General features: G+C 37.9%; 15 protein-coding genes. 6 read left to right on the top strand and 9 right to left on the bottom strand.

Translation table 11 applies throughout. The features are described 5' to 3' along the window. Positions 1 to 8 precede the first annotated feature (8 nt). The 3 genes from WKH56_RS21700 to WKH56_RS21710 all read right to left on the bottom strand — a co-directional run bounded on the left by WKH56_RS21700 (position 9) and on the right by WKH56_RS21710 (position 2,495). On the bottom strand, positions 9 to 401 hold the full coding sequence (locus tag WKH56_RS21700) for a hypothetical protein (RefSeq protein ID WP_310883932.1): 393 nt from the start codon (positions 399 to 401) through the stop codon (positions 9 to 11). Positions 402 to 547: 146 nt separating this feature from the next. Next, positions 548 to 718 (bottom strand): hypothetical protein, encoded by a 171-nt coding sequence (locus tag WKH56_RS21705; protein WP_013083852.1) that lies wholly within the window; start codon positions 716 to 718, stop codon positions 548 to 550. 286 nt (positions 719 to 1,004) lie between these two features. Then, complete coding sequence (locus tag WKH56_RS21710; protein WP_310883933.1) at positions 1,005 to 2,495, bottom strand: MFS transporter; 1,491 nt, start codon at positions 2,493 to 2,495, stop codon at positions 1,005 to 1,007. A 295-nt stretch (positions 2,496 to 2,790) separates the two neighbouring features. Between WKH56_RS21710 and WKH56_RS21715 the strand changes: the two genes are divergently transcribed. The 5 genes from WKH56_RS21715 (at position 2,791) to WKH56_RS21735 (ending at position 6,787) form a co-directional block, all read left to right on the top strand. Then, positions 2,791 to 3,105, top strand: a complete 315-nt coding sequence (locus WKH56_RS21715) for an ArsR/SmtB family transcription factor (RefSeq protein ID WP_013083854.1) — start codon at positions 2,791 to 2,793, stop codon at positions 3,103 to 3,105. Positions 3,106 to 3,175: 70 nt separating this feature from the next. Continuing rightward, positions 3,176 to 3,604 (top strand): DMT family transporter, encoded by a 429-nt coding sequence (locus WKH56_RS21720; protein ID WP_028409192.1) that lies wholly within the window; start codon positions 3,176 to 3,178, stop codon positions 3,602 to 3,604. A 12-nt stretch (positions 3,605 to 3,616) separates the two neighbouring features. Then, a complete protein-coding gene (locus WKH56_RS21725; protein WP_013057779.1) occupies positions 3,617 to 4,069 on the top strand; it encodes a DMT family transporter in 453 nt (150 codons plus the stop codon). A 238-nt stretch (positions 4,070 to 4,307) separates the two neighbouring features. After that, entirely contained in the window at positions 4,308 to 4,763 is a 456-nt protein-coding gene (locus WKH56_RS21730; RefSeq protein WP_028414391.1) for a hypothetical protein, read from the top strand. Between the two features lie 401 nt (positions 4,764 to 5,164). Beyond that, positions 5,165 to 6,787, top strand: coding sequence for an APC family permease (locus WKH56_RS21735; protein WP_168760991.1), 1,623 nt, complete (start codon positions 5,165 to 5,167; stop codon positions 6,785 to 6,787). Between the two features lie 30 nt (positions 6,788 to 6,817). Here WKH56_RS21735 and WKH56_RS21740 read toward each other — a convergent pair whose 3' ends face one another. The 6 genes from WKH56_RS21740 to WKH56_RS21765 form a co-directional block, all read right to left on the bottom strand. Next, positions 6,818 to 7,237, bottom strand: coding sequence for an Rrf2 family transcriptional regulator (locus tag WKH56_RS21740; RefSeq protein WP_028414393.1), 420 nt, complete (start codon positions 7,235 to 7,237; stop codon positions 6,818 to 6,820). 99 nt (positions 7,238 to 7,336) lie between these two features. Next, complete coding sequence (locus WKH56_RS21745) at positions 7,337 to 7,981, bottom strand: hypothetical protein (RefSeq protein WP_033580581.1); 645 nt, start codon at positions 7,979 to 7,981, stop codon at positions 7,337 to 7,339. 190 nt (positions 7,982 to 8,171) lie between these two features. After that, complete coding sequence (locus tag WKH56_RS21750; protein WP_025751140.1) at positions 8,172 to 8,537, bottom strand: hypothetical protein; 366 nt, start codon at positions 8,535 to 8,537, stop codon at positions 8,172 to 8,174. Then, positions 8,534 to 8,839, bottom strand: a complete 306-nt coding sequence (locus WKH56_RS21755) for an antibiotic biosynthesis monooxygenase family protein (protein ID WP_013057785.1) — start codon at positions 8,837 to 8,839, stop codon at positions 8,534 to 8,536. The genes WKH56_RS21750 and WKH56_RS21755 overlap by 4 nt, the downstream gene beginning before the upstream one ends. Positions 8,840 to 9,008: 169 nt before the next feature. After that, entirely contained in the window at positions 9,009 to 10,241 is a 1,233-nt protein-coding gene (gene ystJ, locus WKH56_RS21760; protein WP_033580580.1) for an NADP-dependent malic enzyme, read from the bottom strand. 270 nt (positions 10,242 to 10,511) lie between these two features. Beyond that, positions 10,512 to 11,306: an AAC(3) family N-acetyltransferase gene (locus tag WKH56_RS21765; RefSeq protein ID WP_221832600.1), complete on the bottom strand. Its 795-nt coding sequence runs from the start codon at positions 11,304 to 11,306 to the stop codon at positions 10,512 to 10,514. A 317-nt stretch (positions 11,307 to 11,623) separates the two neighbouring features. On the opposite strand from WKH56_RS21765, the gene WKH56_RS21770 reads away from it, so the two are divergent. After that, the gene (locus WKH56_RS21770; protein WP_045293334.1) at positions 11,624 to 12,628 is read left to right on the top strand and encodes a DUF3231 family protein; all 1,005 of its coding nucleotides are present in this window, start codon (positions 11,624 to 11,626) and stop codon (positions 12,626 to 12,628) included. The last annotated feature ends 153 nt before the right edge of the window (positions 12,629 to 12,781 follow it).

Consider the following 12,781-nt stretch of genomic DNA (forward strand, 5'->3'; position numbering starts at 1 on the left):
GGTTGCTTCTAATCTTCTAGCTGCATGTCTAAATAGGCTACTACTTCTTTTATTATTTCCTCTTCTGTTTCTTCCATCAGCTCTCCGGTTATCTTGCTGCCTGGGAGCTTCTTCGAAGAACGAATGCCCAAAAATGTGCGTACACAGTGCCAGATAGGAATAAAAAGACCATCTAAAAACTCATCTTTTTCTAAAATACCCACTTGAATAGTGGCGTGATAACCAGGGTGAAAAGGATTTTCCCCTTCACGGATCACATCTACAGAGATCTCCATCCCCTTTTTTTCAAAAGCTTCTTTATATTGTTCATATATGGATTTGAGAAGTTCTTGCATAGACCTTTCAACCTTATGTATATGCTTTTCTAACTGCGGCGTAAATTGTTTTGCGGTGTATTCCATCTATTTCCCTCTTCTTTCGGTTCCCTATCTATTATTTTAGCGACTTTTATTTTATTGTATCATAAGAAAAGCGTTCGTCTGTCTAGCAGAAAACCCCGCTTTTTTGTAGAAAAGCGGGGTTCATACATACCTTTATTAGCAATAGCCTACATTGCTTTATCTTGTTTAGAAGATGATTTTAATTTTTTATTTTTAGTTGGATCTGGCTCATTAGAAGACATGATGATGTTTCCTTCGCCGTTGCACACTTTGCACTTTATCAATCCAAATTTCTTACCGGCTCCTTGGCATTGTGGACAAACATATCGAATTGGCATAAACTGTACCTTCCTTTTTTCTAATTTATACCTGCGCCTTGAAAGCGCCTGTGGTTAGTTTATAGTTTCATTATAAATCGTACAATCCACCCTATCAAGACGTGCCAAATTGCACATCTTTAATGGCAAGAAATTCTTCCTTTCTAAAATTCACCTAAAAAATGAGTCGATAGGCAGGAGAATTTCTATTGTTGTTAAAAGGCAATACGTCAGAGGAAGTTTCTTATTGGATATAATTAGCGAATCCCCGCGCTAAAAATTTTACTTTTTTTCGTGAATCTAAAGGCTAAACAACCGTTTTATCTCGAATTTCTTTTGAAATGGTTACGTCTTTCCAAAGCTGTTCGTATTTATAGCCCGTTAAACTTTCACAAACCGCTTTCGCTTCAGGAGTAACGGCGGTCGCCGGGCCCCCCTTTTTTCTTCTTTCAATTTCAGCTAATAAAATTTTGTGATTTTTCGGACTTATTTTAAACCATATGGTTGCTATAATTCCCATGAGAATTAAAATAGCAGGTACAATCATGAACAGCTTTTGTAAGCCGGCTAGCGTAGACGCTGACTGCTCGGCATTTGGTACATAGCCAATATTCTTTAAGGCAATACCAACAAGAAAAATCGCAAGCGCCTGAGACGATTTTCGAATAAATGACATCAGCCCTGCATACACGCCTTCTCGTCTTTTTGTCGTAATCATCTCATCTACATCTGATACAAACGGCAGTACATTCCATGGAATCATGATCGCTCCCGAATGACCGCTTCCTAAAAAAAATGCCGCTAAGTAAATAAGAACTAACGAGCTATCTGTTGTTAGGAAACTGAATAAAATAATGCCCGTTCCCCAAATGACCATGCTGAAGTTATAGGTTAATTTATTTCCTAACTTAATGGCTATGTACGTAACAAGAGGAATAAATAGCACTTGTGTAATTTGCACAAAGCTCAGGGTATCTGCATAAATCGCTTCGCGCAGCATGTAATAGGCAATAAAATAAAAGAAAAGAGCATTAAATACATCCATTGCAATGTAAGATGCTAAATACATGGCAAGGTACACGTTAAACGACTTGTTTTTAAAGGCACTTCCAAAACTGATAAACAGCTGCTTAAATTCTAACCAAAATCCGTTTTTCTTTTTTCGTTCCACTACTTCTCCGCTATCCCATGTTCCCTTGTAAACAAAAATCCATGGAAGAGCAAAAAGAAGTCCAAAGATAATGCCCATGATTAAATATCCTTGTCCGCCTGGAAATGCATCAATGATTCGTTTCGGGAAAAAAGCACCTAAAAATGAAGCGCCTTGTGAAAAGACCATGCGTATTCCCGTCATTTTCGAACGAGTACTATAATCTGTCGTCATTTCTGCTGCTAGCGTATTGTAAGGAACCATGACCATACCAAACGCGGTATTAAATAAAAGATAGGCTAAAATAAAATAGGTGTATTTAAACATATGTGAGCCTTCAATAGGAATCCACAGCATACTGAACGTGATGGCAACTGGAATGATTCCAAAAAGAAAAAAGACTCTTCTTCGTCCTTTTTTTGTCTGAAGATGATCAGATATGTACCCAATGGTTGGATCTAATAAAGCATCCCACACTTTTCCAAGAGCTACAATCGTTCCTGCTTCTACAGGAGAAAGCCCGACTACATCCGTTAAAAAAACCATAAATAATGTGCCGATAATAAAAAAGGATCCTCCGCCAAACAAATCCCCAAATCCATACGCTACCATATTACGAAAGCGCACTTGTTTTGTTTTCCCTTGCATATGCAGCCCTCCCCCTGAGTAAATAGACTAGCTTCTTTTGTTATTCACTTTTTTCTATTTTACTAAACTACTCCTTGAAAAATAAGGAATATGTCATCTGTTCTGCTCAAAAAAATAAGATGCTTTCTACTTATATAAGTAGAAAAATAGCTGGGTAAAACGTTCTTCTTTATACCCTATTATAAGTTGACTTTTTGTTCACAGCTGTTATAATTCAACCCATTGCTAGTTATTTAGCTATAAAATGCAAACTTGAACATTTGACATCTGAGCTGTGACGAATAAAATAATAAGTATGAAACCTATTGATATCTTTAAAGCATTATCTAATGAAACTCGATTAAATATATTAGAGTGGTTAAAAGAACCTGAAAAGCATTTTAAAGACAAACAAGCACATTTGCCTAAGGAGGTCAGCAGCAGAGGCGGTGTTTGCGTGGGAGATATTCAGGAAAAAGCTCAGCTGTCTCAGTCAACAGTATCCAGCTATCTTTCCATGATGCAAAAAGCAGGTTTGTTAGAGTCAATTCGGCACGGTCAATGGACATACTATCGCCGAAATGAAGAAACGCTTCAAGAGCTTTCTTCATTCTTACGAAAAAAACTTTAACGAGTTTTTTTCACTCATTATATCTATTTTTCTAGATATACAAATATAAAGAAATATTGGAGTGATAAACGTGAAGTTGTTGGTTTATTTAGTTGCGGTTTTAGGCGGCGCTGCTTTAAGTATGGAAGGCGCCATTGCCGGAGAACTCGGAAAAACAGTTGGAAAACTTGAAAGCAGTTATTATATTTTTATCATGGGAACGCTCATTTTAGGTCTGACCACTTTATTTGCTGGAAAGGGAGATCTACCTTACGTCTTAAAAGCGCCTAAGTGGAATTTAACCGGTGGATTATTAGGTACGGTTTATTTAACGATTCTAGTGATTAGTATCCCCTTTATCGGAATTGGTGTTTCAATGGTTGCGGTTATTGTGGGCCAAATGATTACAAGCATGATCATTGAGCATTTTGGTTGGCTTGGCAGCAGCAAAATTAAAATTAACAAAGAACGCGTAATGGCTATTGTATGTATGGGAATTGCGCTTGTACTTATTTTCTAGGAGGGTTTTACGATGAGTTTATTAATGGTAATACTTACCTTAATAGGAGGATTAACGCTAAGCGCTCAATCTTCTATTAACGGTACTTTAAGTAAAAAAACAGGTACGTTTGAAACAGCTTTTTTAACCTTTGCAACAGGTGCCATGATTTTAACGATTGTCGTGGTCTTCTTTGGACAAGGAAACATTCTCTCTGTTTTTGATGTCCCTAAATGGCAGCTTACTTGCGCTTTATTCGGAGCATCTTATTTGTTTCTAACCGTTTTAGCCGTTCCTAAAATTGGCGTAACAGCAGCTAATATTTCAACTGTTATCGGTCAGTTATTTGCAAGTATGATTATCGACCATTTTGGCTGGTTTGGAAGCAAAGAAGTACCCTTTGATCTATCCCGCTGGATTGGTGTAGCATTTATGTTATTAGCTCTTTATTTTATTTTCAAGGGCAATAAGAAAACAGCAGCATAAAATATTCAGGAAAATAGCCAAGTGTCCCTATGTAAAGGCGCACTTGGCTATTTTTGTACGTAAACCGCGTTTGAATTTTCAATCAATTATTTAGAACATATTTTATTTAAACGAAATTGGTTTTTAATCAGGTGAATTTCACAAAAAACTGTGCATACCTTCATGCCTTTGTTCAAAAGATAAAGATGCAGATCTAGAAAATCAGCTACATAAACGAACAGGTAAGGTGGGTTTTTTCGTGGGAAAATTTTTGTTTTTAGCAGCCTTTGTCTTTTTTTGTTTTACGCTTTCCATTTCCGCAGAAGAAAATATACCAGAAGAAAATATAGAATCACACGTAAGTCAGCCTGTTGTAAAAGATTTTATTTATCAATCTCTTGAACCTTGGGTACATCAAGATATTACTTCTCATTATGAGAAGGTGTACGGTAAACAGCATAAAAAAGTAAAAGTTCGCCCGATTAAAAAAGATGATATCGGAATACAAATGGGTGAAATACAGCCAGGTAAAGGCGGTAAGTTCACTCATATTGTGCGGGTAAAAATCTTAAACTTGAAAGTAAAACCTGAGGGAGAAGATGAATTCTTTGCAACGGATACGCTTATTTACAAAGTGAATATCAACGACCTTTCTGCTGAAAATGATGTAGAAAACGTCGTAAAATTACTCGAGTATAAACATCAAGAAAGATAAAGGCTCAAAAAGCCAATTCTTACCCCTTTTGAAGGTATTTATTCCGCTATTCAAAAGGGGCTTTATTATGAAGTGTGTTTTCTCTTCACAATTTTAGGGAATATAACTACCACTTATCCCCTAATTTTTTCATATTGCTAGTGCATAAGATACGAACTTGATAACTTTTTGTCGGTTTTTATCTATTTCTGTAGGGTTTCCTGTAGGATGAAAAAGAAAGTAAAGCGCTTTAATTGCTATGACAGAAAGGTTGAGGATAGCTGTCCTGCATAACTGGAAATTAATAGGTAGTAAGAACTGCATGTAACGACAAAAGTTGACAGCGAAAGATTTCAGAATAATAATAATAAAGCAACAACGTTTAAACGAAAGACTTATTTTACATGAAAGGTGTTAGTCAGATGAACAATTTACATCGAAGAATGGGAACATTCGCGTTAACCATGACGGGACTTGGATCAATTATTGGTTCCGGCTGGTTATTTGGAGCGTGGCGAGCAGCTCAAATTGCAGGGCCGGCAGCTATTTTATCATGGGTCATTGGAATGGTCGTTATTTTATTTATTGCACTTTCTTACAGTGAATTAGGATCCATGTTTCCCGAAGCCGGCGGGATGGTCAAGTATACGCAGTACTCACACGGTTCGTTTATTGGTTTTATTGCTGCTTGGGCAAACTGGATTGCGATTGTATCCGTTATTCCAGTCGAAGCAGTAGCTTCTGTACAGTATATGAGTTCGTGGCCTTGGAAGTGGGCACAGTGGACAAGCCACCTCGTAGAAAAAGGAACGTTAACTGGCGAAGGATTAGCTATCGCTACTGTGCTATTGATTATTTACTTTTTACTGAATTATTGGACAGTTGGACTATTTTCCAAAGCCAACTCGTTAATTACTATTTTTAAAATTGTTATACCAGGACTTACAATCGGAGCACTTTTATTTGTAGGCTTTCACGGCGAGAACTTCACTTCTGGAAGCAGCATCGCACCAAACGGCTGGGCTAGCGTGCTTACAGCAGTTGCTACGTCTGGGATTGTGTTTGCTTTTAACGGTTTTCAAAGCCCTATTAATATGGCGGGAGAAGCGAAAAATCCGGGCCGCTCTATTCCGATTGCGGTAGTAGGCTCAATTTTAGTTGCTACAGTCATTTATTTGCTTCTACAAATTGCATTTATCGGGGCAGTAAATCCTTCTGATATTGCGAAGGGATGGAGTCATTTAAACTTTAACTCTCCGTTTGCAGATTTAGCCATTGCCCTTAACATTAACTGGCTTGTCATTGTCCTGTATGCAGATGCGTTTGTTTCACCATCTGGAACAGGTATTACGTATACAGCTACTACTGCTCGAATGATTTATGGTATGGAACAAAATAAATATTTGCCAAGTGTCCTAGGACGCCTTCATCCGATTTATGGTGTTCCGCGTCAAGCCATGTTTTTTAACTTAGCTGTTGCTCTTGTCTTTTTGTTTTTATTTCGGGGCTGGGGCGTGCTTGCTGAAATTATTTCAGTCGCTACGCTTATCTCTTACATTACAGGTCCTGTTACGGTTATGACGCTAAGACGAACTGGCAGCGATTTATATCGTCCCCTTCGTTTAAAGGGATTAAGCATCATTGCGCCGCTTGGTTTTATTTTTGCCTCTTTAACCTTATATTGGGCGCGCTGGCCGCTAACTGGACAAGTTTTGTTTATTATTTTAATCGGCCTTCCTATTTATTTTTATTATCAAGCAAAGGCTAAATGGAAAGGTTTTCGACAGAACTTCAAAGGCGGCGTATGGATGGTTGTATACTTACTTTGTATGATGACTATTTCCTGGCTTGGAAGCGAAAAGTTTGGCGGCCTTAATGTTATTAAATACGGATGGGATATGGGAATTATTGTTGTTGTTTCTCTTCTCTTCTACACATGGGCTTTAAAAAGCGGCTTCAAAACTGAGTATTTAGAGAATGGAAGAAAAGTAAATGACTCTTTAAAAGCAGCAGTGAATGAAACAGCCGCTTCTAAAGAGTCATAACAAAAGCACCTTGCATAAGCAAGGTGCTTCTTAGTGAGCAGTTCTAACTTTTTTCAGCACGTCTTCGATCGTAATTTGGTCTAAATGCCTGATTACGCTTTGCTCACTCTCTGTAAAAATGTCGTCCATCACTGTTTGAATGTTTGATTTCACAATACAGTCAGCGTCAGGGTCGCCGCTGCACCAGTGAGGCTTCAACGTTCCTGTCGATATAACTCGGTAAATCAACCCAAGACTTATTTCAGCAGGGCTGCAGCCTAAAGTATAACCGCCGCCTAGCCCTTCTTTTGTCCGAACCAAGTTGTTTTTTCTGAGTGTACTCATTGTTTTCCGAACCCGTGCAGGATTGGTACAGATATTATAAGCAATCGATTCACTGCTTGCTCGGTGATCTGGTAAATTTGCTAGGAACACTAAGCTGTGCACGGCAATGGTAAATTCACTGTTCATCTTCCATAAACCACCTTTTTTCTTTCTCTACTGTAACGTTAAGTGACACAGTTCAAAAAGTCAAGAGAGCAAGGAAGGAAAGAAGAACTGTAGCTTTATTTATTCACGGTCTTCTTTTTCTATACTTTCTACTTCGTTAGCTGAGTTGATTTCAAGGTATACCGTCTTTTCTTTTAAACTGCCTTTTTCTTCTTTTTCAAAGTCAGTGCTTTTTTGATACGTTTTTTTGCCGTTCGGAACTTTTACCGTTATATGTTTGTTACTTTCTTCTATAAAAATACCCACAACTTTACGTTCGTTTCCATCTTGTTCGTACACGCCATCTTTATCTGCTTTTGCTTTTGGAGTTAATTCAATACTAATTGCTTCTTGTGTAGCTGCGTCAATCTCAGCTTCTACTTCTTTATTAAGCATATCTTTTAGCTGTGAGCCTTCCACTTCCATCCCAGAGCTCTTTGGTACTTTAACAAGTTGATCATCAATACTCAGCGTCATTTCTTTTTCAGCGTCTTTTTTTAACGTACCAATCAAGTCAAAATCTTCTTCTTTCCCCTTTTTAATGTCTGGGTCATTGGAATACTGCTGTAGCTTTGTCAATTCTTGACGATCTTCAATTGGTTTTTCCTCTGCTTTATGATTGTCTGATTTTGTCTTGTTAGCTGGTTCACCTGAACAAGCTGCCGCACTTCCAATCATACATAGAGTGACTAAGGACAGGATTCCTTTTGTTAGCTGTTTTTGCATATGTATTCTCCTTTTTCTTTTTTATTTCCACCTTTATACATATGTAAAACAAAAAAGTGAAACATAACGACATCCAGGAAACCTACGCTCATCCTACCAATGAAAAAATCCGAACGGGTTGAATTCTTTATCAAGAATCAAACCCGTTCGGATTTTCTTTCAACTAAAACACTTTTGTCCTAGCTTCTTTTTAAAGCTGCTGTTGCTTCAATATATGATTCGCTTCTTCTAAGTAAGTCACATACGCCTGTACTTGTTTATCACCGTAATTATCTAGTTCAAACAGCGCTTCTTGTATAAAATTAAAATTATCAATAATATGCTGTGTTTTCATGCCTCGGCTTGTGAGTAAATTGTTTAACCATAAGGCATAGTCCGTAAAAATTTGCAGATTGTCTAACTTATATGTTGTCTCTAAATACTTCATATGATAATGATTATCTTCATGGCATCTTTCTTTGCCGCGCTCTCCGAATTTTTCGAGCAAAGAAGGTTCTAACTCGTAGATTTTCTCCGTTACTCTTTCGACGATCTTATTAACGGGAAGTGAACTCATCGTGCCACCACTTTGTACTGAGAAACTTTTGGGATGACAGCTGCCAGTTCTTGATCAGGGTACTTTTTCTCTAAATCATGAATACGCTTGAAATCTTCGCTTCGTACCCAGCTTAAATAATTCTCTTTCGTATCAAATGTAAGCTGAACGGTGAGTTCCCCTGCTCGCTTATCGTTTTGAAGAAGCAGAAAATCTACAAATCCTGGAGCCTCGTCGACTGATTTTGAACGATTTTTATAAATTCCAATTACTTCTTCAGCTTTTTCATCCGGTACATTAAATGTTGAAAATACGGTGTACATCTTGGTTCCTCCCTTTATGATACAAAACCTGGGTTCTTTTCTCTCTATTGTACATCATACGGGAGATGAAATGGTGTTACGTTTAGATTTCACTGGGGTTACAGCAGGTTTTTAACATAAAAATCCCTTTGAAACACTGTTTCAAAGGGATTTTCTATCTGTTATTATATTAGTTTTCGATTTTTGTTAATTGTTCTGTATGTGTTTTTACACGTGCTGGATCAATTGTAATACGGGCAACGCCTGAATCCATTGCTGCTTTTGCTACAGACTCTGCTACAGCTGGCGCTACGCGAGGATCAAATGGTCCAGGTATCACGTAATCTGCGTTTAGCTCTTCTTCCGTAATAAGGGCTGCAATTGCTTCAACAGCAGCTTTTTTCATTTCTTCGTTAATATGAGTAGCGCGAACGTCTAACGCACCGCGGAAAATTCCAGGGAATGCAAGAACGTTATTTACTTGGTTAGGGAAGTCTGAACGACCTGTTCCAATAACAGCCGCTCCTGCTTCTTTTGCAGCGTCTGGCTTGATTTCGGGATTAGGATTTGCCATCGCAAAGATAATTGCATCTTCATTCATTGATTTAACCATCTCTTGAGATAATGCATCTGCTGCAGATACGCCGATAAATACATCCGCTCCTTTAATTACATCGCTTAGCGTACCGCTTTCTTTGTTTACGTTTGTATAAGAAGCCACTTCCGCTTTTACTTTGTTCATACCTTGAGGGCGTCCTTCATAAATAGCACCTCTTGTATCACACATAATCATGTCACGTACGCCGTAAGAATAAAGAAGTTTTGTAATAGCAATGCCGGCAGCTCCTGCTCCGTTTAAGACAATTTTTAAGTCTTCCATTGATTTGTTTACAATTTTTAATGCATTTACAAGTCCTGCTACTGTTACGATCGCTGTACCGTGCTGATCATCATGGAACACAGGAATATCTACTTCTTTTTTCAGGCGCTCTTCAATTTCAAAGCACTGTGGAGCTGCGATATCTTCTAAGTTAATGCCTCCGAATGTATGAGCCATTAATTTCACAGTTTCAACAATTTTATCTGTATCTGTTGTATCAAGTGTAATTGGGAATGCATCTACGCCTGCAAAGCTTTTAAATAAAATTGCTTTTCCTTCCATAACGGGAAGTGAAGCCGCAGGTCCGATGTTTCCAAGACCAAGAACAGCAGTACCATTTGTCACAACGCCGACCATGTTTCCTTTCATTGTGTAATCATACACCGTTTCTGGATGTTCATGAATTTCTTTACAAGGTTCTGCTACTCCCGGAGAGTAAGCTAAGCTTAAATCTTGAGCGTTTTGAACTTCAACTTTTGATTTAACTTCTAACTTACCTTGTTTTTCTTGATGCATATGTAGTGCTTGATCACGTAGTGACATAATTGTATTCTCTCCTTTTTTTCTATACATTTAAATTTTTTAATGAATTTATTTAACACTTGCTTTTTATCTCCATAATTGTAAGACAACCTGACTGAATAAATTCACAGACAAGTGCCATTATGAAACAAGAAACATAAAAAGTAAACTATCTTGCTTAAACGACTGCTGCGCTTTGTTAATATAAAGTATAGACGTGTCGGAAACTCTTGTTTGTCTCACTTCAAGTTGTCTGATATACAGACAACTTAGAAAACATACAACTGCTCACTATAGCGCTTTCAAATACGTGTCAGCAAAATCGACGGCTTTAGGCATTGAAAAGAAGTATGCACGTGCTGAACCAATTTTTTCAACTTTTATTCCTTTTGCTTCAATAAACGCTTCACCTATCTCTTCAAACAGTCCTTCTCGAAACTCTAATTCTTTATACGTCCTCCATACTCGCTTTCCTGAATCCATAACTGGAGATCCTTTTTGAATCACGTTTCGATATGGAATTCGATATTCTGCTAGATGAAAAGAAGTATTATTCCCAAACCCGACACCTAATAATAAAACAAAGGCATGTTTTTTGTAAAGCCTTTCAAGAGGAGAATTTTCGCCTAAACTAAATTCAAGGGGATGATCTCTTAAGATGTCTTCGCTGTCCTTTCCCCAAGCGGCGAATGAATACATTGGATGGCTGCTTCTTCTTACGCCAGGATATGTTCGAAAAGTTTCCACAATTTGTCCCATCCCGCTTGTTGGTGTGTACACTGGATCATACGGGGGCATCGTTTCCCGAATAGTTTCCCACCACTCTTTTGGCACAGCCGGATTGCCCCATTCTGATGGATCCGAAAGATCGACCGACTGTGACGGCATCACGATCGTTCCTTCCTCTGTCACAGTCTCCATTAAAGCTTGAACAACGGCTACTGAACCTCCGTTTACCCACCCTAATGAAGATAGTGAAGAATGAACCATGATAGTCATCCCTTGTGTGATGCCTAACCTGCGTAAATCTTCTTTTAACGTGTCTTTCGTTCTAGGATGATCTGTTGCTTGGACAATGTGCTTCATCGTAAGCTCCTTACTTATAGTGCTACTAGAATGTGTTGCTGAACTCTAGCAATATATGTAAAACTTATGTTTCCATAATAGTAAGAATAACAACAATTGTCAAATTATTTAAAGTAATAGAAAAACTTAGTTTTATTCATATCAGTTATCATACAACTGACTTATTGGTAAGGTTTATTCCCTTCAATTATCCTACTATAATAACCGCTACTGAGGTCTTTCAATAAATTAAAAAGAAGAATATTCCTATAAATAAAAGCAATACTAAGGAAGCTATACATATTTACCTATCACTATTTTCAGGAGGAATGTGTACAATGAGCACATCAAAACTTCCGCCGCTCACGTCCTCAGAGCTTGCTAACTTATGGATGACTTATCAGGAAAAAACGATGATTTTGAGGTTCTTAGAATATTTTCTGGAAGATAAACAGGATTACAAAGAACTTTTTGAGCTATATTACAGCCGATCTTTAAAAAGTGTAGCGCAAATAAAAGAAATATTTGAGAACGAAGGCGCTGTTATCCCAATTGGTTTTACGAAAGATGACGTGAATGTAGGAGTTCCTAAGCTATACGACCATATGTTTGAAGTTATGTATATACGCTTAATGTCTCAAATTGAAACAGGACTGTTTGCTTTGCATTCGACCATGTCTTACCGAGAAGATATACGGAATTTCTTTGTAGATGCAACAGCAGAAGCACAGGACATATACAATCAATCCACACAAGTATTGTTAGAAACGGGTGTCATCGCAAAACCCCCATACGTTTCTATGCCGAAGGAAGTTCATTTTGTCCATGCGCAAAATTATATAGGCGGATTGAGCTGGTTTAGCGAAAAAAGATCGTTGAATACCATTGAAGTGTCACTTATTCAACATGCTGTTGATACAAATCTTGTAGGAATGCAGCTGATGATTGGTTTTGCTCAAGTGGCCAACAACAAAGAGGCACAGCAGCATTTTGTCAGGGGTATGAAGCTTTCGAAGAAAATTGAAACAGAATTAGGTGATATTTTACGCCATAGCTACATAGAACCTCCGGCTACTCATGCTGGAAAAGCGACGAATTCAACCGTTCCTCCTTTTTCAGATAAGCTGATGATGTACAATACGAGTCTTTTGAGTACGTTCGGTCTGGGGAGTAACGCCTTAGGAGGAGCCTTTAGTTTAAGAAGTGATTTGCCATTAAAGATGCTACAGCTTGCAAAAGACATTTACAGTTTGGCAAAAGAAGGCGGAAAAATTATGATTCAAAACGGATGGCTTGAAGAGCCTCCTCAAATTGAAGATCGCAATCAGTTAACCAAAAAATAGGTTCTTTGCTACAGGAAAGCTAGCTGCTAAACGTGCAGCTAGTCCTATTTGTTTTTTTAGTATACTGTTTTTGCTACCCTTACATAAAAATTGTTTGCGTTATTTAGAAGCTGTTCCTATCTTTTTCCTAGTCATTTAGCTCATATCTCTACT

It is taken from the genome of Priestia sp. SB1, assembly GCF_038898415.1.

Coding starts and splice junctions, on each gene's coding strand:
- WKH56_RS21700 (WP_310883932.1), bottom strand. CDS start 401: ATGGAATACACCGCAAAACAATTTACGCCGCAGTTAGAAAAGCATATA.
- WKH56_RS21705 (WP_013083852.1), bottom strand. CDS start 718: ATGCCAATTCGATATGTTTGTCCACAATGCCAAGGAGCCGGTAAGAAA.
- WKH56_RS21710 (WP_310883933.1), bottom strand. CDS start 2,495: ATGCAAGGGAAAACAAAACAAGTGCGCTTTCGTAATATGGTAGCGTAT.
- WKH56_RS21715 (WP_013083854.1), top strand. CDS start 2,791: ATGAAACCTATTGATATCTTTAAAGCATTATCTAATGAAACTCGATTA.
- WKH56_RS21725 (WP_013057779.1), top strand. CDS start 3,617: ATGAGTTTATTAATGGTAATACTTACCTTAATAGGAGGATTAACGCTA.
- WKH56_RS21735 (WP_168760991.1), top strand. CDS start 5,165: ATGAACAATTTACATCGAAGAATGGGAACATTCGCGTTAACCATGACG.
- WKH56_RS21740 (WP_028414393.1), bottom strand. CDS start 7,237: ATGAACAGTGAATTTACCATTGCCGTGCACAGCTTAGTGTTCCTAGCA.
- WKH56_RS21745 (WP_033580581.1), bottom strand. CDS start 7,981: ATGCAAAAACAGCTAACAAAAGGAATCCTGTCCTTAGTCACTCTATGT.
- WKH56_RS21750 (WP_025751140.1), bottom strand. CDS start 8,537: ATGAGTTCACTTCCCGTTAATAAGATCGTCGAAAGAGTAACGGAGAAA.
- WKH56_RS21755 (WP_013057785.1), bottom strand. CDS start 8,839: ATGTACACCGTATTTTCAACATTTAATGTACCGGATGAAAAAGCTGAA.
- ystJ (WP_033580580.1), bottom strand. CDS start 10,241: ATGTCACTACGTGATCAAGCACTACATATGCATCAAGAAAAACAAGGT.
- WKH56_RS21765 (WP_221832600.1), bottom strand. CDS start 11,306: ATGAAGCACATTGTCCAAGCAACAGATCATCCTAGAACGAAAGACACG.
- WKH56_RS21770 (WP_045293334.1), top strand. CDS start 11,624: ATGAGCACATCAAAACTTCCGCCGCTCACGTCCTCAGAGCTTGCTAAC.